The sequence below is a fragment of the Enterobacter sp. AN-K1 genome, assembly GCF_020971765.1.
Lineage (GTDB): Bacteria > Pseudomonadota > Gammaproteobacteria > Enterobacterales > Enterobacteriaceae > Enterobacter > Enterobacter hormaechei_C.
In genome coordinates this window covers 473,149-495,919 of the sequence record NZ_CP087390.1, presented here as the reverse complement: position 1 = coordinate 495,919, position 22,771 = coordinate 473,149, and the positions used below count along the sequence as shown (strand labels likewise).

At 56.1% G+C, this 22,771-nt stretch carries 23 protein-coding genes, 2 tRNA genes and 1 other annotated feature; of the genes, 11 read left to right on the top strand and 14 right to left on the bottom strand.

What is annotated here, in order from left to right; translation table 11 throughout:
* Nucleotides 1–19: 19 nt before the first annotated feature.
* The 9 genes from hisIE to hisL all read right to left on the bottom strand — a co-directional run bounded on the left by hisIE (nt 20) and on the right by hisL (nt 7,236).
* A complete protein-coding gene (gene hisIE, locus LOC22_RS02475; RefSeq protein WP_064489442.1) occupies nt 20–631 on the bottom strand; it encodes a bifunctional phosphoribosyl-AMP cyclohydrolase/phosphoribosyl-ATP diphosphatase HisIE in 612 nt (203 codons plus the stop codon).
* A complete protein-coding gene (hisF, locus tag LOC22_RS02470; protein WP_003859481.1) occupies nt 625–1,401 on the bottom strand; it encodes an imidazole glycerol phosphate synthase subunit HisF in 777 nt (258 codons plus the stop codon). The genes hisIE and hisF overlap by 7 nt, the downstream gene beginning before the upstream one ends.
* The gene (hisA, locus tag LOC22_RS02465) at nt 1,383–2,120 is read right to left on the bottom strand and encodes a 1-(5-phosphoribosyl)-5-[(5-phosphoribosylamino)methylideneamino]imidazole-4-carboxamide isomerase (RefSeq protein WP_015572395.1); all 738 of its coding nucleotides are present in this window, start codon (nt 2,118–2,120) and stop codon (nt 1,383–1,385) included. The genes hisF and hisA overlap by 19 nt, the downstream gene beginning before the upstream one ends.
* Nucleotides 2,120–2,710: an imidazole glycerol phosphate synthase subunit HisH gene (hisH, locus tag LOC22_RS02460; RefSeq protein WP_015572396.1), complete on the bottom strand. Its 591-nt coding sequence runs from the start codon at nt 2,708–2,710 to the stop codon at nt 2,120–2,122. Before hisH ends, hisA begins: the two co-directional genes overlap by 1 nt.
* Nucleotides 2,710–3,777 carry a bifunctional histidinol-phosphatase/imidazoleglycerol-phosphate dehydratase HisB gene (gene hisB, locus LOC22_RS02455; RefSeq protein ID WP_045328776.1) on the bottom strand — a complete coding sequence of 356 codons (1,068 nt, stop codon included), beginning with the start codon at nt 3,775–3,777 and terminating at the stop codon, nt 2,710–2,712. The genes hisH and hisB overlap by 1 nt, the downstream gene beginning before the upstream one ends.
* Complete coding sequence (gene hisC, locus LOC22_RS02450) at nt 3,774–4,835, bottom strand: histidinol-phosphate transaminase (RefSeq protein WP_230239328.1); 1,062 nt, start codon at nt 4,833–4,835, stop codon at nt 3,774–3,776. Before hisC ends, hisB begins: the two co-directional genes overlap by 4 nt.
* Nucleotides 4,832–6,136 (bottom strand): histidinol dehydrogenase, encoded by a 1,305-nt coding sequence (gene hisD, locus LOC22_RS02445; RefSeq protein ID WP_230239327.1) that lies wholly within the window; start codon nt 6,134–6,136, stop codon nt 4,832–4,834. Before hisD ends, hisC begins: the two co-directional genes overlap by 4 nt.
* Nucleotides 6,137–6,141: 5 nt before the next feature.
* On the bottom strand, nt 6,142–7,041 hold the full coding sequence (gene hisG, locus LOC22_RS02440) for an ATP phosphoribosyltransferase (protein ID WP_000886595.1): 900 nt from the start codon (nt 7,039–7,041) through the stop codon (nt 6,142–6,144).
* A gap of 45 nt (nt 7,042–7,086) precedes the next feature.
* Nucleotides 7,087–7,210 (bottom strand) — a sequence feature (His leader region).
* The gene (gene hisL, locus LOC22_RS02435; protein WP_099516347.1) at nt 7,186–7,236 is read right to left on the bottom strand and encodes a his operon leader peptide; all 51 of its coding nucleotides are present in this window, start codon (nt 7,234–7,236) and stop codon (nt 7,186–7,188) included. (Overlaps the previous feature by 25 nt.)
* A gap of 172 nt (nt 7,237–7,408) precedes the next feature.
* On the opposite strand from hisL, the gene LOC22_RS02430 reads away from it, so the two are divergent.
* The 4 genes from LOC22_RS02430 to LOC22_RS02415 all read left to right on the top strand — a co-directional run bounded on the left by LOC22_RS02430 (nt 7,409) and on the right by LOC22_RS02415 (nt 10,834).
* Nucleotides 7,409–8,233, top strand: coding sequence for an SDR family oxidoreductase (locus LOC22_RS02430; RefSeq protein ID WP_017383300.1), 825 nt, complete (start codon nt 7,409–7,411; stop codon nt 8,231–8,233).
* 41 nt (nt 8,234–8,274) lie between these two features.
* Complete coding sequence (locus LOC22_RS02425; RefSeq protein ID WP_230239326.1) at nt 8,275–9,204, top strand: LysR substrate-binding domain-containing protein; 930 nt, start codon at nt 8,275–8,277, stop codon at nt 9,202–9,204.
* A 219-nt stretch (nt 9,205–9,423) separates the two neighbouring features.
* On the top strand, nt 9,424–9,486 hold the full coding sequence (gene yoeI / locus LOC22_RS02420; RefSeq protein ID WP_099458931.1) for a membrane protein YoeI: 63 nt from the start codon (nt 9,424–9,426) through the stop codon (nt 9,484–9,486).
* Complete coding sequence (locus LOC22_RS02415; protein ID WP_006811203.1) at nt 9,476–10,834, top strand: APC family permease; 1,359 nt, start codon at nt 9,476–9,478, stop codon at nt 10,832–10,834. The genes yoeI and LOC22_RS02415 overlap by 11 nt, the downstream gene beginning before the upstream one ends.
* Nucleotides 10,835–10,955: 121 nt before the next feature.
* On the opposite strand, the gene sbcB is transcribed toward LOC22_RS02415, so the two are convergent.
* Complete coding sequence (gene sbcB, locus LOC22_RS02410) at nt 10,956–12,392, bottom strand: exodeoxyribonuclease I (protein ID WP_413464786.1); 1,437 nt, start codon at nt 12,390–12,392, stop codon at nt 10,956–10,958.
* A 191-nt stretch (nt 12,393–12,583) separates the two neighbouring features.
* On the opposite strand from sbcB, the gene dacD reads away from it, so the two are divergent.
* The 4 genes from dacD (at nt 12,584) to LOC22_RS02390 (ending at nt 15,981) form a co-directional block, all read left to right on the top strand.
* Nucleotides 12,584–13,756: a serine-type D-Ala-D-Ala carboxypeptidase DacD gene (gene dacD, locus LOC22_RS02405; RefSeq protein ID WP_047740833.1), complete on the top strand. Its 1,173-nt coding sequence runs from the start codon at nt 12,584–12,586 to the stop codon at nt 13,754–13,756.
* 118 nt (nt 13,757–13,874) lie between these two features.
* A complete protein-coding gene (sbmC, locus tag LOC22_RS02400; protein WP_032671710.1) occupies nt 13,875–14,348 on the top strand; it encodes a DNA gyrase inhibitor SbmC in 474 nt (157 codons plus the stop codon).
* A 91-nt stretch (nt 14,349–14,439) separates the two neighbouring features.
* The gene (locus LOC22_RS02395) at nt 14,440–15,498 is read left to right on the top strand and encodes an FUSC family protein (protein ID WP_017693112.1); all 1,059 of its coding nucleotides are present in this window, start codon (nt 14,440–14,442) and stop codon (nt 15,496–15,498) included.
* Between the two features lie 147 nt (nt 15,499–15,645).
* A complete protein-coding gene (locus LOC22_RS02390) occupies nt 15,646–15,981 on the top strand; it encodes a DUF496 family protein (protein ID WP_000450410.1) in 336 nt (111 codons plus the stop codon).
* 146 nt (nt 15,982–16,127) lie between these two features.
* On the opposite strand, the gene LOC22_RS02385 is transcribed toward LOC22_RS02390, so the two are convergent.
* A tRNA-Asn gene (locus tag LOC22_RS02385) sits at nt 16,128–16,203 on the bottom strand.
* A gap of 226 nt (nt 16,204–16,429) precedes the next feature.
* Between LOC22_RS02385 and emmdR the strand changes: the two genes are divergently transcribed.
* Together emmdR and LOC22_RS02375 are read left to right on the top strand one after the other, a co-directional pair.
* Entirely contained in the window at nt 16,430–17,848 is a 1,419-nt protein-coding gene (gene emmdR / locus LOC22_RS02380; RefSeq protein ID WP_023294986.1) for a multidrug efflux MATE transporter EmmdR, read from the top strand.
* Between the two features lie 103 nt (nt 17,849–17,951).
* Nucleotides 17,952–18,027 (top strand) — tRNA-Asn (locus LOC22_RS02375).
* A 119-nt stretch (nt 18,028–18,146) separates the two neighbouring features.
* Here LOC22_RS02375 and LOC22_RS02370 read toward each other — a convergent pair.
* Both LOC22_RS02370 and shiA read right to left on the bottom strand, forming a co-directional pair.
* A complete protein-coding gene (locus tag LOC22_RS02370) occupies nt 18,147–19,601 on the bottom strand; it encodes an AMP nucleosidase (protein ID WP_230239325.1) in 1,455 nt (484 codons plus the stop codon).
* Between the two features lie 76 nt (nt 19,602–19,677).
* The gene (gene shiA, locus LOC22_RS02365; protein ID WP_032104790.1) at nt 19,678–20,994 is read right to left on the bottom strand and encodes a shikimate transporter; all 1,317 of its coding nucleotides are present in this window, start codon (nt 20,992–20,994) and stop codon (nt 19,678–19,680) included.
* A gap of 256 nt (nt 20,995–21,250) precedes the next feature.
* Between shiA and pagP the strand changes: the two genes are divergently transcribed.
* Entirely contained in the window at nt 21,251–21,826 is a 576-nt protein-coding gene (pagP, locus tag LOC22_RS02360; RefSeq protein ID WP_165464579.1) for a lipid IV(A) palmitoyltransferase PagP, read from the top strand.
* On the opposite strand, the gene LOC22_RS02355 is transcribed toward pagP, so the two are convergent.
* The gene (locus LOC22_RS02355) at nt 21,823–22,746 is read right to left on the bottom strand and encodes an acyltransferase (protein ID WP_026080612.1); all 924 of its coding nucleotides are present in this window, start codon (nt 22,744–22,746) and stop codon (nt 21,823–21,825) included. The genes pagP and LOC22_RS02355 overlap by 4 nt on opposite strands.
* Nucleotides 22,747–22,771 lie beyond the last annotated feature (25 nt).

Below are 22,771 nucleotides of genomic sequence, written 5' to 3'. Positions count from 1 at the left end.
GGGACTCCCCGGTCTTTTTTTATTTATGTCGTTTCCGCAAATTCCCAATCACCGTCGTTAAATCCAACTCCTGATCCTGGAGCAGCACCAGCAGGTGATACATCAAATCCGACGCTTCATTCGTCAGCTCCTCCCGATCATGCACAGTGGCCGCCAGCGCCGTTTCAACGCCTTCCTCACCCACCTTCTGCGCAATACGCTTGGTGCCGCTGGCGTACAGCTTTGCCGTGTACGAGCTCTCGGGATCCGCTGATTTACGCTCTGCCAGCAGCTGTTCCAGCTGATAGAGGAACAGCCACTGATGGCTCGCCTCGCCAAAGCAGCTGCTGGTGCCTTTGTGGCAGGTCGGCCCAATCGGGTTGACCAGCACCAGCAGGGTGTCGTTGTCGCAGTCTGGCGTAATGCTGACCACATTCAGGAAGTGACCCGAGGTTTCCCCTTTCGTCCACAGGCGCTGTTTGGTGCGCGAGAAAAACGTCGCCTTGCCGCTGTCGATCGTTTTTGCCAGTGCCTCCTGGTTCATGTATCCCAGCATCAGCACTTCGCCTGAAACGGCATGCTGTACAACCACCGGCAGTAATCCGTCAGTTTTTTCCCAGTCCAGCTGCGCCTGTTGTTGCTCTGTTAACATACCCTGATCTCCACGCCCTGGTCGGCCAGGTACGTTTTTAACTCACCAATATTGATAATCTGTTTGTGGAACACGGAAGCGGCCAGCGCGCCGTCTACGTTCGCATCGCGGAAGGCTTCAAGGAAGTGTTCCATGGTGCCTGCGCCGCCGGAGGCAATCAGCGGAACCTGGCAGACCGCGCGCACTTTTTTCAGCTGCTCGAGGTCGTAACCGTTGCGTACGCCGTCCTGGTTCATCATGTTCAGCACAATTTCACCCGCACCGCGTTTTTGTACTTCCTGCACCCAGTCCAGCGTCTCCCATTGGGTGACGCGCGTGCGGCTTTCATCGCCGGTGTACTGGTTAACGTGATATTTGCCTGTCGCGGTATCAAACCAGGTGTCGATCCCCACGACAATGCACTGCACGCCAAAGCGGTCCGCCAGACGCGTAATCAGCTCCGGATCTGCAAGCGCAGGGGAGTTAATCGAAATTTTGTCCGCACCGAAAGAGAGAATTTTCGCCGCATCGTCAGCAGATTTAATCCCGCCCGCCACGCAGAAGGGAATATCAATCACCTCTGCCACGCGCGCCACCCAGCTTTTGTCCACCACGCGGCCATCGCTGGAGGCGGTGATATCGTAAAATACCAGTTCGTCTGCGCCTTCTTCGGCATAACGTTTTGCCAGGGGAACGATGTCGCCAATGATCTCGTGGTTGCGGAACTGCACGCCTTTTACAACCTGACCATCACGCACGTCCAGGCAGGGAATTATCCGTTTTGCCAGCATTGAATCGCCTCCTTCACCGTAAATTTGCCTTCCAGCAGCGCGCGACCCACGATCACGCCACGTACACCGGTTCCGCGCAGAGCGGCGATATCCGCCAGGTCGCCGATACCGCCAGAGGACTGAAACGCCACCTGCGGATAACGCGCGCAAACCTCTTCATACAGCGAGACGTTAGAGCCTGCGAGCGTACCATCGCGTGAAATATCCGTGCACAGGACGTGCTTCAGCCCTACGGGGAGATACATCCCGACCAGCTCTTCCAGCGTTACGCCGGAGTTTTCCTGCCAGCCGCTGACCGCGACCTGCTTGTTACCCTGCGCGTCAATGCGCACATCCAGCGCCAGCACCAGTGCATCCGCACCGAAGCGGCGGAACCAGCCCTTGACACTCTCAGGATCTTTCACAGCGGTCGAACCGACTACCACGCGAGCCACGCCGGCGTCCAGTAAGGCGGCAACATCGGCTTCCGTACGCACGCCACCGCCCACCTGCACCGGGACGTCCACGCCAGCCACCAGTGTTTTAAGCAGCGGGATCTGGCGTTTGGCCGGATCTTTCGCGCCGGTCAGATCGACCAGGTGCAACACCTCAGCGCCCTCGGCGGCGTAAGCCTGTAACCGCGGCAGCGGGTCGTTACCGTAGTCGCGCTGCTGCCCGTAATCGCCCTGGTGGAGACGAACAACCGTGCCGTCAATTAAATCTAAAGCGGGAATTATCATCACATCTCCAGGAAGTTTTTCAGCAGTTGCGCACCGGCGGCGCCGGAGCGTTCCGGGTGAAACTGCACGCCGTAAAAGTTATCTTTCTGCACGGCGGCGGTGAACGCCTCGCCGTAATTGCACTGGGCGATGGTGTAGGCATTCACGGGCATGGCGTAGCTGTGGACGAAATAGAAGTACGCGCCGTCTTCAATACCCTGGAACAGCCTGTTGCCCGCCTTCGGATAAACGCGGTTCCAGCCCATGTGCGGCAGCGGCAGGCCGTGGTCGGTCATTTTCGGCACGTCTTCTTCAATAATGCCCAGCAGATCAACGCCGTTGCTCTCTTCGCTGCGGCGGCCAAGCAGCTGCATGCCGAGGCAAATGCCCAGCACCGGCTGAGTACAGGCTTTGATGAGATCTACCAGCTCGCGCTCATGGATCTGATCCATCGCCGCCTGAGCGGTGCCAACGCCCGGCAGAAAGAGTTTATCCGCACGCAGCACCACGTCCGGGTCGCGGCTCACCACCGGCTCGTAGCCGTGGCGCATAATCGCCGACTGTACGGAGTTCAGGTTGGCGCATCCGGTGTCCAGAATCACCACGTTCATTACAGCACTCCTTTCGACGAGGGCAGGGCGTCACCTTCCACGCGGATCGCCTGGCGCAGGGTACGGCCAAAGGCTTTGAACAGGCTCTCGACGCGGTGGTGATCGTTTTTGCCTTTGGTTTTCAGGTGCAGCGTCAGGCCCATAGTATAAGAAAGCGAGCGGAAGAAGTGTTCCACCATCTCGGTGCTGAGATCGCCCACGCGCTGGTAGGTAAAGTCGGCTTTGTATTCCAGGTGCGGACGCCCGGAGATATCCATCGCGCAGCGCGCCAGGCACTCGTCCATCGGCAGAACAAAGCCGAAGCGGTTGATGCCGCGCTTGTCGCCGAGCGCCAGCTTCAGGGCTTCGCCCAGCGCCAGGCCGGTATCTTCCACGGTGTGGTGATCGTCGATATACAGGTCGCCCTTAACGGTGATCTCCATACGGAAGCCGCCGTGAGTGGCGATTTGATCCAGCATGTGGTCAAAGAAACCGACGCCGGTGTGGATCTTGCTGCCGCCTTCGCGGTCGAGCCAGACCTTCACGTCGATCTGCGTCTCTTTGGTGTTGCGTTCAACGTGGGAATAGCGGTCGCGTCTGGTGAGCTGCTCGCCAATCATCGCCCAGTTTAGCGTGTCGCGGTTATAGCGCAGGCCCGCAATGCCCATGTTGTCCGCCAGCGTGATATCCGTGACGCGATCGCCGATCACATAGCTGTTGCCTTTATCCAGCGCCTCTTCCGCCAGATAACGTTCAACAAGCTTCACTTTTGGCTTGCGGCAGTCGCACTCGTCGGCAGGCATATGCGGGCAGATCAGCACCTCGTCGAAGGCGATGCCCTGCGAGGTCAGCACCTGCATCATCAGGTTGTGCGGGCCGTCAAAGTCCGCCTGCGGGAAGCTGTCGGTGCCCAGACCGTCCTGGTTGGTGATCATCACCAGCTTATAGCCTGCTTTCTGAAGCTTCAGTAACACCGGGATCACGTCGGGTTCAAACGCCAGCTTGTCGAAACGATCGACCTGAAAATCGCTGGGTGGCTCCGAGATGATGGTGCCGTCACGATCGATAAAGAGATACTTCTGACTCATACTTTCTCCGCTTTCAGGGCGTCAATCACGCGCTGGCTCTCTGCATGGGTGCCGACGGTAATACGCAGGCAGCCGCTCAGGGTAGGTTGTTTATTCTGGTCTCGTAAGATAATGCCCTGATCCCACAACGATTTAAATATTGCGCTTGAGGCGGTGAAGCGCACCAGGATGTAGTTGGTTTCCGAGTCGAACACCTGCTCCACGCACGGAATCGTTTTCAGGGCATCGACAAGATACTGACGCTCTTCCAGGATCTGCGCCACACGCTCGCGCATCGCGCTGATGCCCTGCGGGGCCAGCGCCTGTGCCGCAATATCGGCAACCGGCGTTGAGAGCGGATACGGGGCAATCACTTTCAGCAGCAGGTCGATAACCGCTTTATTCGCCAGCGTAAATCCACAGCGAAGGCCGGCGAGGGCGAAGGCTTTGGAAAGGGTACGCAGCACAACGAGATGCGGATACTCCTCAAGCCAGCCTGCCAGCGTCGCCTGCGGGCAGAACTCAATATAGGCTTCATCAGCGACGACCAGGGCCTTGCCGCGCGTCATCTCCAGCAGGGTGCGGATATCCTGCGGATGAATAATCTGCCCGGTGGGGTTGTTCGGGCTACAGACAAACACCACCTTCACGCCGTCGAGGTTATCAGCGATGCCCTGCAAATCCAGCTGCCAGTTGTCGAGCGCCTGCACGTTGCGGCAGGCTACGCCAAAGGTTTCGGCGCTGACGCTGTACATCCCGTAGGTAGGCTGGCAGTACATCACCGCGTCTTTACCCGGCTCACAGAAGGCGCGGATCAGCAGCTCAATCCCTTCATCAGCCCCACGGCTGACCAGCACCTGCTCAGGCTTCACGCCTGCATACTGCGCATAGTTCTCGATCACCGCTTTCGGCTGACACTCCGGGTAGCGGTTCAGCGTCTGCTGCGAGAGCTCAAAGGCCACCGCCGTGGGATATTCATTGGCATTCAGCCAGACGTCGCCGTTGCCGCCCAGACGACGCGCAGACTGATAGGGCGTCAGGAGACGGACATTTTCGCGGGCTAATTCTTCGATGTTCATGCTTGCTCCTTCAGGGCGGCAACGCGCAGCGTCACGGCATTTTTGTGGGCAGTCAGGCGCTCGGCGGCGGCCAGGGTTTCAATGGTCGACGCCAGCGAGGCAAATCCCTCGCGGGAGAGTTCCTGCACGGTCATGCGCTTCTGGAAATCCGCCAGCCCCAGGCTGGAGCAGGTTGAGGTATAGCCATACGTGGGCAGCACGTGGTTGGTGCCGGAGGCGTAATCCCCGGCGGATTCCGGTGACCAGTCCCCGAGGAACACCGAGCCTGCGCTGGTTATGCTGTCGACCAGTTCGCGCGCGTTGCGGGTCTGAATAATCAGGTGCTCAGGACCGTACTGGTTGGAGATGGCGATGCACTGGTCAAGATCGCGGGCCACAATCAGGCGGCTGGCGGATAGCGCCTGACGCGCCGTTTCCGCACGCGGCAGGTCAGCCAGCTGACGCTCAACGGCGTCGCCCACGCGTTTTGCCATGTCGGCATCTGGCGTCAGTAAAATCACCTGCGAGTCAGGGCCGTGCTCGGCCTGCGAGAGCAGGTCAGAGGCCACGAAATCCGGTGTAGCGCCGCTGTCGGCAATCACCAGCACTTCAGACGGACCGGCAGGCATATCAATCGCCGCGCCGTCCAGACGCTGGCTGACCTGACGCTTCGCTTCGGTCACGTAGGCATTGCCCGGGCCAAAGATTTTGTCGACCTTAGGAATGGATACTGTCCCGAACGCCAGGGCAGAAATCGCCTGCGCACCGCCCACTTTATAGATCGCCTGCACGCCGCACAGCTTCGCCGCATACAGGATCTCATCGGCGATCGGTGGCGGAGAGCAGAGCACCACCTTCTGACAACCGGCAATACGTGCCGGGGTCGCCAGCATCAGGACGGTCGAAAACAGCGGGGCAGAGCCGCCGGGAATATAGAGGCCGACGGACGACACCGGGCGTGTCACCTGCTGGCAGCGTACGCCGGGCAGGGTTTCCACATCCACCGCCTGCAATTTCTGCGCGGTGTGGAAGGTATCAATATTTTTCACCGCGACGGCCATCGCCTGTTTGATGTCATCACCCAGACGATTGCTGGCATCAATGATGTCCTGCTCGGTAACCTGTAACGCGTCGACCTCAGTTTTATCAAACTTCGCGCTGTACTCGCGCAGCGCGTCGTCCCCGCGGGCTTTGACGTTATCGAGGATCTCCGCCACGGTGCGGGTGATGCTCTCCGAGGCGGAAATTGCCGGGCGCATCAGCAGCTCGCGCTGTTGCGCGTCGCTACAGGTATTCCAGTCGATGATTGTGTTAAAGCTCATGGTCGTTACTCCATCATCTTCTCAATTGGCAGCACCAGAATGGAGCTTGCGCCCAGCGCCTTCAGTTTTTCCATGGTTTCCCAGAACAGGGTTTCGCTGCTGACCATGTGCATCGCCACGCGCTGCTGGTCGCCCGCCAGCGGCAGAATGGTTGGACGCTCAGCGCCCGGCAACAGGGCAATCACTTCGTCCAGGCGCTCGGTCGGCGCATGCATCATGATGTATTTGGATTCACGCGCCTGAATCACGCCCTGAATGCGGGTCAGCAGTTTGTCGATGAGCTGCTGTTTGGCGTCGGCCATCTCGCCGTCGCGCTGGATAAGGCACGCTTTGGAGCGGTAGATCACCTCCACTTCGCGCAGGCCGTTCGCTTCGAGCGTGGCGCCGGTGGAGACGAGGTCACAGATGGCATCGGCCAGGCCCGCACGCGGCGCCACTTCAACGGAGCCGTTCAGCAGACAGGATTTAAACTGCACGCCTTTTTGATCGAGGTAACGCTTCAGCAGGTGAGGGTAAGAGGTGGCGATACGTTTGCCGTTCAGCGCGGCCGGGCCGTCCCAGGCTTCATCGACCGGCGTAGCCAGCGACAGGCGGCAGCCGCCAAAGTCCAGACGACGCAGGGTAAAGTAGCGCGGATCTTCGCCCTGCGCGCGGCGGGTTAATAACTCTTCTTCCAGTACGTTTTCGCCGATGATGCCGAGATCAACGACGCCATCCATCACCAGGCCCGGGATATCGTCATCACGTACGCGCAGAATGTCGATCGGCATATTTTCAGCCAGGGCGATCAGGCGCTGGGTGTGCAGGTTGATTTTAATCCCGCAGCGGGCCAGCAGTTCGCGTGAATCGTCGCTTAAACGGCCTGATTTTTGAATAGCTATGCGTAAACGTGAGTTATCTAACATTCTGTGTTCCTCGTTAACCTGTTTTAACCTGTCTGAATGCGGTCCAAAAAAAAGCCCCCGGAAGAAGATCTTCCGGGGGCTTTTTCATGCGTTCATGCACCACTGGAAGATCCAAACGTCTTCCAGCACACATCGCCTGAAAGACTAGTCAGGATGATGGTGATGATGGTGGTTTTTAAAAGGAACGCGTGTCATATAAATTCTCGTTGAATGCTTATGCATTTGATGTCTTTTAACCTAAACCAGTTGTACGCCATAAAGCAAGGGCTTTTTTTGATCATTAATTCATTTCATATTGATGGTATGAATTGTGCGTTCCACCAGGCTGGCGTAGCCTTATAACAGGCATCGTTAAGCGGAGAATGTAATGAAAAAGGTCGCGATTGTCGGGTTAGGATGGTTAGGAATGCCACTGGCGATGTCATTAGCCGCGAAAGGCTGGCAGGTGACAGGGAGTAAGACCACCCGAGATGGGGTTGAAGCGGCACGCATGTGCGGCATTGATGGTGTCGAGCTGCGTCTCGAACCCGAGCTTATCTGCGATACCGACGAGCTGGATGAACTGATGAATGTGGACGCGCTGGTCATTACCTTACCGGCGCGGCGCAGCGGCCCGGGTGAGTCTTTTTACTTGCAGGCGGTGCAGGAGATCGTCGACAGCGCCCTGGCGCACCATATCCCGCGTATCATTTTCACCAGCTCCACCTCCGTCTATGGCGATATCGACGGTACGGCGAAAGAAAACACCGAGCGCCGTCCGGTGACCGCCAGCGGCCGGGTGCTGAAAGAGCTGGAAGACTGGCTGCACAATTTGCCTGGCACGCAGGTGGATATCTTACGCCTGGCCGGGCTGGTGGGGCCGGGGCGTCATCCGGGGCGCTTCTTTGCCGGTAAATCCGCGCCGGATGGCCAGCACGGGGTTAATCTTGTGCATCTTGAGGATGTTATCGGCGCCATAGAACTGCTTTTGCAGGCTCCGAAAGGGGGGCACATCTATAATATATGTGCGCCTTCGCATCCGCCGCGCAGTACCTTTTATCCGCTGATGGCGCGCCAGCTGGGTCTGGCGCCGCCGGTATTCAGTGAGGCGCAGGGGGAACGCAAAGGCAAAATTATTGATGGCAATCGTATTTGCCATGAACTGGGATTTGAATATCAGTATCCCGATCCGCTGGTTATGCCCATGGAATAATTGCGCCGGCGGAGACAATCGCACACCGCAAGGGGGCGAAGATGAAACCGCTGCTGGATGTTCTTGTTATTCTGGATGCGCTTGAAAAAGAGGGGAGCTTTGCCGCCGCCTCGGCGAAGCTCTATAAAACCCCTTCGGCTCTGAGCTACACCGTGCAAAAGCTCGAGAGCGATCTTAAAATCCAAATCCTTGACCGCACCGGGCATCGCGCGCGTTTCACCCGCACAGGGCAGATGCTGCTGGAAAAAGGGCGTGACGTGCTGCATACGGTTCGCGAGCTAGAAAAACAGGCCGTCAAACTTCACCAGGGCTGGGAAAATGAGCTGGTGATTGGGGTTGATGATACTTTCCCTTTCTCCCTGCTTACTCCGCTTATTGAGGCGTTCTATCAGCGCCACAGCGTCACCCGGCTGGTTTTTATCAATGGCGTGCTGGGCGGTTCTTGGGAGGCCCTGACGCAGGGCAGGGCGGATATCATCGTTGGGGCGCTGCATGAGCCTCCCCAGTTGAGCGAATTTGGTTTTGCGCGGCTCGGTGTTCTGGAGCAGGTTTTTGCCGTTGCGCCTCATCACCCGCTGGCGAATGAACCGGAGCCTGTTACCCGACGCGTCATTAAAAACTATCGCGCCATTGTGGTTGGAGACAGTTCTCGCCCCGAATGCGGCATTTCATCGCAGCTGCTGGATGAGCAGGAGGCCATCACCGTTTTTGATTTTAAAACCAAGCTGGAGCTGCAAATAAGCGGCCTGGGGTGCGGTTACCTTCCCCGTTATTTAGCGCAGCGGTTTATTGACAGCGGAGCGCTGGTGGAAAAACAGGTTTTAGCGCAAAGCAGTAACGAATCGGTATGGGTGGGCTGGAATGAACAGACCGCCGGGCTTGCCAGCGCCTGGTGGCGAGACGAAATTTTAGCAAATAGTGCTATCGCCACAGTTTACGCTCAGGCAGATGATGGGAAATCAATCAGTTAGTAAAATTAATTTATGGGCAGGTTTCTCAATGTATTGCCTTTTGTATCTGGAATAGGGCAAAATGCCGCCGCTGCAAACAAATGAATAATCGACGATATAAAAGGCGTCGGTTATTTTTTTTTGCATGTACGAAACGAAACTAAAAACCAAGAGGCCGGGCTTCGTACCGGATAGATATTTACTAAAATCCGACAGTTGTTGTCGCTGAGGAAGAAAGAAATGGGGCAATTTTTCGCTTACGTGGCGGTTATCACCGTAAAGGAGAATAACTATGTCGCATAACGCAACTCCAAACACCTCTCGCGTGGAATTACGTAAAACGCTTACGTTGATTCCGGTTGTTATGATGGGCCTTGCCTATATGCAACCGATGACGCTGTTCGATACATTCGGTATCGTATCAGGCCTTACTGACGGTCACGTTGCAACGGCGTACGCCTTTGCGCTGGTCGCCATCCTCTTTACAGCGCTGAGCTACGGTAAACTGGTTCGCCGTTTCCCGTCCGCAGGCTCTGCGTACACCTATGCTCAGAAATCCATTAGCCCGGCGGTTGGCTTTATGGTGGGCTGGTCATCACTGCTGGACTACCTGTTCATGCCGATGATCAACATTCTGCTGGCAAAAATTTACTTCGAAGCGCTGGTGCCTTCCGTGCCGTCGTGGATCTTCGTTGTGGCGCTGGTGGCCTTTATGACCATCTCTAACCTGCGCAGTATCAAGACCGTGGCTAACTTCAACACCCTGATTGTGATCCTTCAGATGGGGATTGTTGCGGTTATCGTTGGGCTGATCATCTACGGCGTTTCCCACGGTGAAGGCGCAGGTACGCTGACCAGCACCCGTCCGTTCTGGTCTGAAGGCGCTCACGTAGTGCCGATGATCACCGGTGCGACTATCCTGTGCTTCTCGTTCCTGGGCTTCGACGGTATCTCTTCTCTGTCTGAAGAGACCAAAGACGCTGAGCGCGTGATCCCGAAAGCGATTTTCCTGACCGCGCTGATTGGCGGCCTGATCTTCATCGGTGCGTCTTACTTCTTACAGCTGTACTTCCCGGATATCTCTCGCTTTAAAGATCCGGATGCATCACAGCCTGAAATTATGCTGTACGTGGCGGGTAAAACCTTCCAGTGGGGCGTGCTGATCTTCTCCAGCGTCACCGTACTGGCTTCCGGTATGGCTGCGCACGCGGGCGTTTCTCGTCTGATGTACGTGATGGGCCGTGACGGTGTGTTCCCAACCCGCTTCTTCGGTTACGTGCATCCTAAATGGCGTACCCCGGCGTGGAACGTGCTGCTGGTGGGCGCTATTGCCCTGCTGGCGATTAAATTCGACCTGGTAACGGCCACGGCGCTGATTAACTTTGGTGCGCTAGTGGCGTTCACCTTCGTTAACCTCTCCGTGATTTCGCAGTTCTGGATCCGTGAGAAGCGCAACAAGACGCTGAAGGACCACATCAACTATCTGGTGCTGCCAGTGTGTGGTGCCCTGACGGTGGGCGCCCTGTGGATCAACCTGGAAGAGAGCTCAATGGTTCTGGGTCTGATCTGGGGTGCAATCGGTCTGATTTACCTGGCTTGCGTGACCAGAAGCTTCCGCAACCCGGTTCCTCAGTACGAAGACGTCGCGTAAGACTGTGTCGGGTGACGGCTATGCTCAACCCGACCTACAGTTTCGTAGGCCGGGTAAGCGTTAGCGCCACCCGGCAAAAAAAAGCCGGAGACATCGCCTCCGGCTTTTTTGTACCCGCTACTCAGACAATTTCTTGCGCATACTGGAACAGCGCTTTCAGCAGCGCCTGCTTCTCAGCATTCCCTTCATACTGACCGTAAAGCATCTCCAGCTCCTGGGCGTAGCTATTAAGAAACTCCGGCGTAAACACGTTGCGCCGATGCTGTAACCAGCGTTCCTGCTCTGCTTCATCCAGCGTGCCGGGATAGTTGCGCGCGCGATAATTAAACATCAGCTTCTCAATGCGCTTATCTGCGAAGGTGATATCCAGCGCGGGCAGGTTACGCGGGTCAGTTTGCAGCACGATATTCATCGCCGCGCGATCGGCGTCGCTGAAGAAGCCGTTATAAAGCTGCGCATCCACATTCTCAGACGGCACGAACGGCTCTGCTTCGGCAAAAATGGCGACGACTTTCTCGCGCACATGCGGGTTGTCGCGCAGCACTTTCAGGTTATCGAGGCAGTGCTGACGGTTAATCTCCAGCCGGTCGGCGTCTTCCGGGCGCAGCGTGTTGGCCTGCGCCAGCACCGGGCACTTATTGATGTGCACCAGTTTTACCGGTACGGCTGGCAGGTCACCCAGCGCCTCTTTCGGCGTATAGAGCCGTTCACGTAAGGTGTCGCTGTCGTGCTCAAGCAGCGGGGAGATATCTCCGGCGAGATCCACCATGATGACGGCGTTACGGTTGTCCGGATGCCAGGCAAGCGGCGCCACCCAGCTTGTATTCCCGCGCCACGCACCGAACATCCCTGAAATATGCACCAGCGGTTTCATCTGCGGCACGTCAATTAGCGTCATCAGCTTTTGCTTGCTGCGATGGCTCAACAGATACTCAAACAGGCGCGGCTGCGCGGTTTTTACAAGTTTCGCCATAGCGATGGTCGCGTAAACGTCTGCCATCGCGTCGTGGGCGTTGCTGTGCTCAATGCCGTTGGCCCGCGTCAGGTGCTCGAGCCTGAAGCTCGGCAAGCCGTCGTCGTTCTCCGGCCAGTTAATCCCCTCCGGGCGCAGCGCATAGCAGGCGCGCATGATATCCAGCAAATCCCAGCGTGAATTACGGTTCTGCCAGCTCCAGGCATACGGATCGTAGAAGTTGCGGTAGAAGATATTGCGCGTCACTTCATCGTCAAAACGGATGTTGTTGTAACCCACCACGCAGGTATTGGGCACCGTGAACAGGTCGTGGATGCGACGGGCAAATTCTGCTTCGCTAACGCCTTTATCCCGCGCTTCCTGAGGCGTGATGCCCGTCACCATTACCGCGCCCGGCTGCGGCAGATAGTCATCGGCGGGCTTACAGTAAAACACCTCGGGTTCGCCGATGACGTTAAATTCGTCATCGGTACGGATAGCCGCAAACTGCGCCGGTCGGTCCAGCGCCGGATGGGTGCCAAAGGTTTCGTAATCGTGGAACAAAAAAGTCGGGCGCGCGGCAGAGTCAGACACCAGTAATCTCATCCTGTTAAAAATTGACGTCTCTATGGTAAACGATTGGGGTGAGCAGTCCGAATAAAAAGCACCGTCAGGCAAGAAATTTGCGAGATTTGTTCCGAAAAAATCTGCGTGCTGTCACATTTTTTTGCAATTAAGGCAGGTAACGACATCAGAACTCCCGTAAAAAGGTCATCGATTTTTACTGACCTGAGGATATACCGTTGAAACGCCGTCTGTTTATTGCTGTTTCTTTACTCGCTTCGAGTATTTCATCCGCGCTGGCTGCCGAGCCGCTGGATTTTTCACCTCAGCCGCCTGCCATCCAGGCTGGCTCCTGGGTATTGATGGATTACACCACGGGTCAAATCTTAACGGCGGGCAACGAACATCAGCAGCGTAATCCGGCGAGCCTGACCAAACTGATGACGGGGTACGTTGTCGATCGTGCCATTGATAGCCACCGCATCAGCCCCGATGACATTGTGACGGTCGGACGTGACGCATGGGCAAAAGGCAATCCGGTCTTTGACGGTTCGTCGCTGATGTTTCTGAAGGAGGGCGATCGGGTTTCCGTGCGCGATCTCAGCCGCGGCCTGATTGTTGATTCCGGCAATGACGCCTGCGTGGCGCTGGCGGATCACGTGGCGGGCGGTCAGCCGCAGTTCGTCAGGATGATGAATGACTACGTTGAAAAACTGAACCTGCGCGATACCCACTTCGAAACCGTACACGGGCTGGATGCACCGGGCCAGCACAGCTCCGCTTACGATCTCGCCGTGCTTTCTCGGGCCATCATTCACGGCGAGCCTGAGTTCTATCACATGTACAGCGAAAAGAGCCTGACCTGGAACGGCATCACCCAGCAGAACCGCAACGGCCTGCTGTGGGATAAGACCATGAACGTGGATGGCCTGAAAACGGGTCACACCTCGGGCGCGGGCTTTAACCTGATTGCCTCCGCGGTGGACGGTCAGCGTCGACTGATTGCGGTGGTGATGGGGGCAGACAGCCCGAAAGGACGTGAAGATCAGGCGCGCAAGCTGCTGCACTGGGGACAGCAAAATTTTGATACGGTGCAGATCCTGCATAACGGTAAAAAAGTGGGAACCGAGCGCATCTGGTACGGCGATAAAGAGCAGATCGCGCTGGGCACGGATCAGGACTTCTGGCTGGCATTACCCAAATCGGAAGTGCCAAACATCAAGGCGAAATACGTGATGGATAAAAAAGAGCTGGAAGCGCCGATCGCCGCGCATCAGCGGGTAGGGGAGATCCAGCTGTACGATCGTGACAAGGTGGTAGCGCACTGGCCATTGGTTACGCTGGAAAGCGTTGAAAAGGGCGGCCTTTTCTCCCGCCTCGGCGATTATCTGCATCATAAACTCTGACCTTTTTGGGCAGACTGGCAGTGTTGCGAGTCTGCTCACATAATAAACACTCCTGGTTTGCCGATAATCTCGATTCTGCTTTACAGTGTATATATATACAGTAATAAACGGAGGCAGCATGGACTACAGCATCAGGCAGCAACAGAAACGTACGATCGCTGGCTTTCATCTCGTGGGGCCGTGGGAAAAGACGGTCAAGCAGGGATTTGAACAGCTGGTCATGTGGGTAGACGGGCGTCATATTCAGCCGCAGGAGTGGGTGGCCGTTTATTATGACAATCCGGATGACGTGCCGGCAGAAAAGCTCCGCTGCGTTACCGCCGTAACGGTAGCGGACGATTTCACTATTCCTGAAAACAGCGAAGGGGTGATGATGACCGAAATTGCTGCCGGAGAGTATGCTATTGCCGCCGCGCGCGTCGAAAATCATGATTTCGCCACTCCGTGGTATCAATTCTTCAACTCCCTGCTGGAAGACAACAAATTCCAGATCGCGGCAAAACCCTGCTTCGAACGCTATCTGAACGATGGCAATGCTGACGGCTACTGGGATATTGAGATGTTTGTACCGGTAGAGCACAAAGTGGGATAATCCTGCGGAATGCAGGGTTTTTCAGCCGGGCGCGATCCACCCGGCTGAAAACACAGTACAATTGTGGTTTGCCGTAGAGCTGGAGACGGGTGTGCGCCCCGACAAGTCATTAACCCCTTTTGAAATTCGGTTATACAAACATTATCGCGTGGTGCACGGTTGCCGCATTGCGCTGGCGTTTGTGTTGACCTTCGTACTGGTTCGTCTGCTGGATATCCCGGAAGGGACGTGGCCGCTGATCACGCTGGTGGTGGTGATGGGGCCGATCTCATTCTGGGGGAACGTGGTCCCGCGCGCTTTCGAACGCATAGGCGGCACCGTTTTAGGCTCAGCGCTTGGGCTTATCGCCCTGAAGCTGGAGCTGATTTCGTTTCCGGTCATGTTGCTGTGGTGCGCGGTGGCGATGTTTCTTTGTGGATGGCTGGCCCTCGGCAAGAAACCGTATCAGGCGCTGCTGATTGGCATTACGCTCGCGGTTGTGGTCGGCGCACCGGCGGGCGATATGACCACCGCATTGTGGCGAAGCGGGGATGTAATCCTCGGCTCGTTGCTCGCCATGCTGTTTACCGGCATCTGGCCGCAGCGCGCCTTCCTGCACTGGCGCATTCAGATGGCAAACTACGTCACGGCATTTAACCGGGTCTACCAGGCCGGGTTTTCGCCGAATCTGATTGAGCGCCCGCGTCTGGAAAAGCACCTGCAAAAAATCCTCAATGATGTGGTCAAAATGCGCGGGTTGATTACCCCGGCAAGCAAAGAAACCCATATCCAGAAAGCCATTTTTGAAGCTATTCAGACGGTCAGCCGTAATCTGGTCTGTATGCTTGAACTGCAAATCAATGCCCACTGGGCCTCACGCCCCAGCCATCTTCTGATGCTCAACGCGCATACGCTGAAAGAGACGCAGCAGATGACGCAACAAACCCTGCTGACCATCGCCCATGCGCTATATGAAGGTAACCCACAGCCGATACGGGCGAACAGCGAGCGGCTGAACGAAATCGTCGCCGAGCTTAAACAGCTGATGAATGAGCGCCAGGGAGACAATGTGGCGGAAACGCCCATCCATGGTTATGTCTGGCTGAGTATGGAGCTGGCGCGACAGCTGGAGTTGTTATCGCAGCTGATTTGCCGGGCGCTGCGCAAATAAAAAGCGTATGTGATGCCTGCTGCTTCGATTCAGCAACAATTAGGGTTATGATGGTTTTAAACGATATACTCATTGTCATTCGCAGCCGCTGTCTGTTAAAACGGTTGCTTTAACGAATCCGAATCTCACATTATCAGGGGTGTAAAAATGGAAACTACCAAGCCTTCGTTCCAGGATGTTCTGGAGTTCGTCCGCCTGTTCCGCCGCAAAAACAAGCTACAGCGCGAAATCCAGGACGTAGAGAAGAAGATCCGTGACAACCAGAAACGTGTCCTGCTGCTGGACAACCTGAGCGACTACATCAAGCCTGGCATGAGCGTTGAAGCTATTCAGGGCATCATCGCCAGCATGAAGAGCGATTATGAAGATCGCGTTGATGACTACATCATCAAAAACGCTGAGCTGTCCAAAGAGCGTCGCGACATCTCCAAGAAGCTGAAAGTGATGGGCGAAATCAAAAACGTCGACGCTAAAGGCGAGTAATCGCACACTCTGTTGCCCGGTGACGCTGCGCTTACCGGGCCTACAGGACTGTTATCACGTAGGTCGGGTAAGGCGAAGCCGCCACCCGACAATTTCACGAACGCAGAAAAGCAAAAAGCCTGCTCTAAAAGCAGGCTTTTTAAATTTGGCTCCTCTGACTGGACTCGAACCAGTGACATACGGATTAACAGTCCGCCGTTCTACCGACTGAACTACAGAGGAATCGTTGTGGAGGCTTATCTTAGCGGCGAAAAAACTTTTGTCAAACCTGATCTCAGGCAAAAGCGTTTGTTTGATGATTCTGTCGTCATTTTGTTGTAAATCCAAACATAATTTTATGGAAAATACTTTGCAGGATACGCATTTCTGCCCCATCATTTGAAATGGAGTTTCAACTTTCTCTCTAAGGTCCATTTTGAACGTCACCGCACCCCTACGCCAGGCGATTATGCGCACGCCCTGGTATGCAAAACGTAAGAGCTATCGAGTTCTGTTCTGGCGTGAAATCACCCCCCTTGCCGTGCCTATTTTCCTGGAGAATACCTGCGTCCTGCTAATGGGGGTGCTGAGCACTTTTCTGGTGAGCTGGCTCGGTAAAGAAGCCATGGCCGGGGTAGGGCTGGCGGACAGTTTCAATATGGTGGTGATGTCCTTCTTTGCCGCTATCGATCTCGGTACGACGGTGGTGGTGGCGTTTAGCCTGGGCAAGCTTGATCCGAAGCGTGCCCGCGAAGCGGCCAGACAGTCGCTGATGATCATGACCCTCTTTTCGATCATCCTTGCGGCGGTTATCCATTATTACGGCAAAGAAATTATCGACATTGTCGCGGGAGAAGCGACCAGCGAGGTGAAGGATCTGGCTCTCACCTACCTGGAAATGACGGTGCTGAGTTATCCGGCGGCTGCCATCGCGCTGATTGGTAGCGGTGCGCTTCGTGGAGCAGGAAATACCAAAATTCCGCTGCTGATTAACGGCGGCATGAACATCCTGAATATCATTATCAGCAGCGTTTTGATTTACGGCGTCTTTTCCTGGGAGGGGCTGGGCTTTGTCGGCGCGGGTTTAGGGCTGACCATTTCCCGCTATATTGGTGCGGCGGCGATAATTGGCGTACTGATGGCGGGAATTACGCCATCGCTGCGCCTGACGCTGAAAAGCTATTTCCGTCCGCTTAACTTCGCCATTATCTGGGAAGTGATGGGGATCGGGATTCCGGCCAGCATCGAATCCGTGTTGTTTAACGGTGGGAAACTGCTGACGCAGATGTTTGTTGCCGGGATGGGAACAGACGTCATCGCCGGCAACTTTATTGCCTTCTCCATCGCCTCGCTCATTAACCTGCCGGGAAACGCGCTGGGGTCGGCGTCGACGATCATCACCGGCAGACGTCTCGGAAAGGGGCAGATAGGGCAGGCGGAACGGCAACTTCGGCACGTCTTCTGGCTTTCAACTATTGGACTGACGGCGATTGCATGGGGAACTGCGCCTTTTGCCGGGCTGATGGCCTCGTTCTATACGCATGAAAATGACGTGAAAGAGGTCGTGAAGGTGCTCATTTGGCTCAACGCGGCGTTTATGCCAATTTGGGCCGCGTCCTGGGTACTTCCTGCCGGGCTGAAAGGGGCGCGCGATGCCCGGTTTGCGATGTGGGTCTCCATGCTCGGCATGTGGGGCTGTCGCGTTGTGGCGGGCTACACGCTGGGGGTAATGTTGGGTATGGGCGTTGTCGGCGTCTGGCTGGGGATGTTCCTTGACTGGGCCGTGCGCGGGGCGCTGTTCTACTGGCGCATGGTGAGCGGGCGCTGGCTGTGGAAATATCCGCGAAAAAAACCGGAGCAGGAGGTTTCGGAAACGGCAAGTGCCTGACAAATGTGCGAAGTGGAGAATAAATCGGCAAACGATTGAAAATCTGCATTCACCCTTTGACATCCTCAGGGCGCATCGATAATATGCGCCCCGTTCACACGATTCCTCTGTAGTTCAGTCGGTAGAACGGCGGACTGTTAATCCGTATGTCACTGGTTCGAGTCCAGTCAGAGGAGCCAAATTTAAAAAGCCTGCTTTTAAAGCAGGCTTTTTGCTTTTCTGCGTTCGTGAAATTGTCGGGTGGCGCTCCGCTTACCCGACCTACGGAATCCCAGGCCGGGTGAGTGGGTCCTTGTTATCAGCGGAACGGTGGCTCATTGAAGGTGCGCAGCTTGCGGGAATGCAGTTTGTCGCCCTCTGCACGCAGTAAATCGATGGCGCGAATACCAATCTGAAGATGCTCTGAGATCGCCCCTTCGTAAAAACGGTTCGCCTGGCCCGGCAGTTTGATCTCGCCGTGCAGCGGTTTATCGGACACGCACAGCAGCGTGCCGTAAGGGACGCGGAAGCGATAGCCCTGCGCGGCAATGGTGGCGCTTTCCATATCGATTGCGACCGCACGGCTGAGATTGAAACGCAGGGCGGAGGCGGAATAGCGCAGCTCCCAGTTACGATCGTCGGTGGTGACGACCGTACCGGTACGCAGGCGCTGCTTCACCTCTTCACCCGGCATGCCGCTCACCTCTTTGGTGGCGTCGTACAGGGCGCGCTGCACTTCAGCGATACTCGGGATAGGAATATCCGGCGGCAGAACCGCGTCAAGGACATGGTCGTCACGCAGATAAGCGTGGGCGAGGACGTAATCGCCAATCAGCTGACTTTCACGCAGGCCGCCGCAATGACCGATCATCAGCCAGACGTCCGGGCGCAGTACCGCCAGATGGTCGCAGATGGTTTTCGCATTCGACGGGCCAACGCCGATGTTAATCAGCGTAATGCCCTGACCGTCGGCGGTGATCAGGTGCCAGGCTGGCATCTGGTGCTTTTTCCACGCCAGGTCGGAGATGGCCTCTTCCGGTGCTTCGGTTTCGGCGGTGATCCATATCCCGCCCGCGCAGGATAGGGCGATGTAAGGGCTGTCCGGATCGAGGATCTGGCTACAGCCCCAGCGGACAAATTCGTCCACATAGCGGGTGTAATTGGTAAACAACACGAACGGCTGGAAATGTTCGGCTGGGGTGCCGGTGTAGTGGCGCAGGCGTGCCAGCGAGAAATCGACACGGCGGGCATCAAAGTGCGACAGCGGTGAAAACTCTGCCGGGTGATAGATCCCGTCCGCCGTCTCATCGCCAATCTGCGACAGCTCAGTGGTCGGGAAGTGGCGGGTCAGCCCCGCGCTCATGGAGCGATCCAGCGTCAGCGCTGAACCGTCTATCACGTACGGGTAAGGGATCTCGTGCAGGGACGGTTCAACGCTGATATGCGCGCCGTAATCCTGATACAGCAGGATAAGCTGCTCTTCCAGGTAGGGGCGGAACAGCGCAGGTCGCGTGATGGTCGTGCTGTAACAGCCGGAGTGGGTGAAACGCGCATAGGCGCGGGTTTTCGGATTGCTGCTGGCGCTGCCGTCCCAGGTGACAGAGAGCGATGGATAAACAAAAAGGCCCTGGGTTCTGGCCTTTTCATCGGGAAGCTTCCCTGTTTCGATATAGTCACTGATGGCGCTGCGCAGTGCATTGACGGACTGTTCATACAGCGCGTCGAGTTTTTCCAGCGCCTGAGCCGGGGTCAGGCTGGAGCCCTTATTATTCATGTCTGTCTCCTTGTTCCACAGGTGTGCGGCTTTACCCGATAGTATGTCACACGCCTGTGAAACAAAAGTGAGGAGATCAGCTGTGCGTGGTTTCCTTCATCAACAGGGCGGTGGCGGCAGAAAGCAGGCAACCCGCCAGCAGATAAATCGCCACGCTATGCCAGTTACCGCCTGAGAACGTCACCAGCGCGGCGGCGATAAACGGCGTAAACCCGCCGCCGACCACGCTCGCCACCTGATATCCCACGCCCGCGCCGCTGTAACGGTAGCTTGCGCCAAACAGCTCGGTGAACATTGGCTGCTGCACGCAGACCACCATATCGTGAGCGATGTTCGCAAGCATGATCGCGAAGAAGACAATCCAGAAGACCGACTGTGCCTCCAGCGCCATAAAGAACGGCCAGGCGCTGAGTGTGCCGATGAGCGCCCCGGTGATATACACCCGTCGACGGCCAAAGCGATCCGCCAGCCAGGCGAAGCAGGGGATGGTCAGGCAGCTGATCCCGCCCACCACCAGGCCAATATTCAGGAACAATTCCCGCGGCAGGCCGAGGTTTTGCGTGGAGTAGTTCAGGGCAAAGGCGGTGACGATATACATCGTCAGCAGTTCGCACAGGCGCAGGGCAATGATTTTCAGAAAAGCGCCAGGGTGCTGCACCAGCGCTTCCATCACCGGCAGCCGTTTCTTCGCGACCGGTTTTTCGCGCTGCTGCCGTTCAAACTCAGCCGACTCTTCCATGCCGTTACGGATCCACAGGGCCACCACGACCAGCACAATGCTGAAGATAAACGGAATACGCCAGCCCCAGCTCAGGAACTGCTCGTCTGTCGTGAGCTGGCTTATTAGCGACACCAGGCCCGTGGAGAGCAGCAGACCCACGCCATAACCCACCTGCACGCCGCTGCTGTAAAACGCTTTCTTGTTCTTCGGCGCGCTTTCCACGGACAGCAATGCCGCGCCGCCCCATTCACCACCGACGGCAAAGCCCTGAATGGCGCGCAGCGTCACCAGCAACACCGGGGCCCACCAGCCAATCGAGGCAAAGGAGGGCAAAATACCGATCAGCGCGGTGGCAATGCCCATCATCCAGACGGTGAGCATCAGCATACGTTTCCGGCCAAGGCGGTCACCGAAGTGGCCGAAAATTATCCCGCCCAGAGGACGAAACAGAAAACCGACGCCGAAGGTGGCAAATGCAGCAAGCGTGCCCATGGCGGGGCTGATCTGGGGAAAGAATTCACGGTTAAAGACCAGCGCAGCGGTAATACCGTAGAGCAGAAAGTCATACCAGTCGACGACGGCGCCTGCGAAGCTACCTAAAGCGGCGCGGCGGGCGCGGTTAAGCGAAGGTGTCTCCTCGTTGCGGCGAGCGGAGATAAGGGTGGAGTCCATAGTTGTCCTGTCTGTACTGATTTTTAATTATTGGTATAAGAAAAGGTCACTCACATCACGGCCGTCATATTGACGGAATGTATGAGACTACCGCGACAGGCGGCCTGAGAAAACGTTTTTATCTTTCCTGAAAGCGCAGAATAAATAAATTTCATCTTATCGGGCGACAACATAAATCAGCCTGTTTGGCTCCGGTTAGGGCTGAATGGTTTACAGTAATAACGATCGCTGCGTGACGTAAGCTGAGGGTATAACGATGCAACGCCTCTTTCCTGCACTGTGGGTAGTCCTGTTTTTAGTCGTATCTCCGCTGCATGCGGAGCCGAAAGTCTATGGCGAACAGCGTATTCACCGCTGGTGGGATGCAGTAACGGACGATATTGCGCAAACCTGGGAACAGCCGGATCGTCACGATCTCTACCTTCCGTTTCTGAGCTGGCATGCTCGATTCATGTATGACAAAGAGAAAACCGACAACTACAACGAAATGCCGTGGGGCGGGGGGCTGGGCGTGTCCCGCTACAACGACGAGGGCAACTGGAGCGCGCTCTTTGCCATGATGTTCAAAGATTCACATAACGAATGGCAGCCTGCGATGGGCTACGGCTGGGAGAAAGGCTGGTATCTGGATAACGCAAAAGATTTCCGTCTGGGGCTGGGGGCCGCTGCGGGGATCACGGCACGCGACGACTTTGCCAACTATGTCCCGCTGCCGTTTATCTTCCCGCTTTTCTCTGCCGGATATAAGCGCGTCACCGTCCAGTTCACCTATATTCCCGGGACCTACAACAACGGCAACGTGCTGTTTGCCTGGCTGCGCCTGGGCTTTTAGAGGGTGATCACTTTTTTGGCCACTGCGTTGGACAGGATCAGCAGCGAAAACAGGACCGACGTAACAAACGTAAGCACAATCAGAGCAAGTTTGGTGCTCAGGGACGTCACCGGAATGAGCGCGGTCAGCAGGTGAAACACCGAGTAGTGCATAATATAGACCCCGGTCATGGTTTTGCTAATGGCGGCCAGCACGGACTCTTTAAACTCCGCATTGCGGCGAAAACGCACGCCGTTGGCCGCAATCACCAGGGCAATAATCAGAATGTAGATTTGCGATCCGGTGAGAATAAAGGCGTTTCTGTCTGCTTTAAATAGCGCAAAAAAGAAGTGCCGTTCGTAAAACCACGTGAAGAGATAAATAAACGGTATGGCGATGACCGCTGCCCTGACCACATTTTTGCGGCCGATCCACGCCGCGATCTGCGGATCGCAAAAGAGCTGCCCCGTCAGATAAAACAGCAGCCACGTCCACAGGCGATACTGCGGCGACAATGAAAGGACATGGGCATCAGGATAGAGGGCTGACAGTAAATCGTACCCGTATGAGAAAAGCAGCAGGGCGGCAATTACCCCGCAAAAGAGCGTTCGTCGCTGGCTGAGCCACTCCACCACCGGGTGAAACGTGTAAATCACGATAAACGCGAACACGAACCAGGGCTGGATCAGATATCCGCGCTGATAGGGCTCCCACAGGTAGTAAATCGTTACCCAGAACAGAAAGACGATCACCAGGCTTTTGATCTTATCCAGCTGCCAGCGCGTGCCGTGTCGGGATTGCCCGTCCAGATACCCTGCAACCACAAAAAATAACGGCGTGGCGATGGTCGAAATGAAGGTTAAAAAACCGAGGATCCAGTGATAGTCATAATCGTAATGATCCCAGGTGTTGTAGATGGTGAAAAAGGTAACCGCCGTCATACACCCCAGCGTCTTGATGATATTC

Bases quoted from the DNA above. Each gene is read 5' to 3' on its own strand.
- emmdR (WP_023294986.1), top strand. From the start codon at position 16,430: ATGCGCACGCCCTGGTATGCAAAACGTAAGAGCTATCGAGTTCTGTTC.
- hisH (WP_015572396.1), bottom strand. From the start codon at position 2,710: ATGAACGTGGTGATTCTGGACACCGGATGCGCCAACCTGAACTCCGTA.
- sbcB (WP_413464786.1), bottom strand. From the start codon at position 12,392: ATGAGATTACTGGTGTCTGACTCTGCCGCGCGCCCGACTTTTTTGTTC.
- LOC22_RS02370 (WP_230239325.1), bottom strand. From the start codon at position 19,601: ATGAATAATAAGGGCTCCAGCCTGACCCCGGCTCAGGCGCTGGAAAAA.
- hisA (WP_015572395.1), bottom strand. From the start codon at position 2,120: ATGATAATTCCCGCTTTAGATTTAATTGACGGCACGGTTGTTCGTCTC.
- LOC22_RS02390 (WP_000450410.1), top strand. From the start codon at position 15,646: ATGGAAACTACCAAGCCTTCGTTCCAGGATGTTCTGGAGTTCGTCCGC.
- LOC22_RS02415 (WP_006811203.1), top strand. From the start codon at position 9,476: ATGTCGCATAACGCAACTCCAAACACCTCTCGCGTGGAATTACGTAAA.
- shiA (WP_032104790.1), bottom strand. From the start codon at position 20,994: ATGGACTCCACCCTTATCTCCGCTCGCCGCAACGAGGAGACACCTTCG.
- hisF (WP_003859481.1), bottom strand. From the start codon at position 1,401: ATGCTGGCAAAACGGATAATTCCCTGCCTGGACGTGCGTGATGGTCAG.
- hisG (WP_000886595.1), bottom strand. From the start codon at position 7,041: ATGTTAGATAACTCACGTTTACGCATAGCTATTCAAAAATCAGGCCGT.
- hisIE (WP_064489442.1), bottom strand. From the start codon at position 631: ATGTTAACAGAGCAACAACAGGCGCAGCTGGACTGGGAAAAAACTGAC.
- hisB (WP_045328776.1), bottom strand. From the start codon at position 3,777: ATGAGTCAGAAGTATCTCTTTATCGATCGTGACGGCACCATCATCTCG.
- LOC22_RS02430 (WP_017383300.1), top strand. From the start codon at position 7,409: ATGAAAAAGGTCGCGATTGTCGGGTTAGGATGGTTAGGAATGCCACTG.
- LOC22_RS02425 (WP_230239326.1), top strand. From the start codon at position 8,275: ATGAAACCGCTGCTGGATGTTCTTGTTATTCTGGATGCGCTTGAAAAA.
- pagP (WP_165464579.1), top strand. From the start codon at position 21,251: ATGCAACGCCTCTTTCCTGCACTGTGGGTAGTCCTGTTTTTAGTCGTA.
- LOC22_RS02355 (WP_026080612.1), bottom strand. From the start codon at position 22,746: ATGACGGCGGTTACCTTTTTCACCATCTACAACACCTGGGATCATTAC.
- sbmC (WP_032671710.1), top strand. From the start codon at position 13,875: ATGGACTACAGCATCAGGCAGCAACAGAAACGTACGATCGCTGGCTTT.
- hisC (WP_230239328.1), bottom strand. From the start codon at position 4,835: ATGAACATCGAAGAATTAGCCCGCGAAAATGTCCGTCTCCTGACGCCC.
- hisD (WP_230239327.1), bottom strand. From the start codon at position 6,136: ATGAGCTTTAACACAATCATCGACTGGAATACCTGTAGCGACGCGCAA.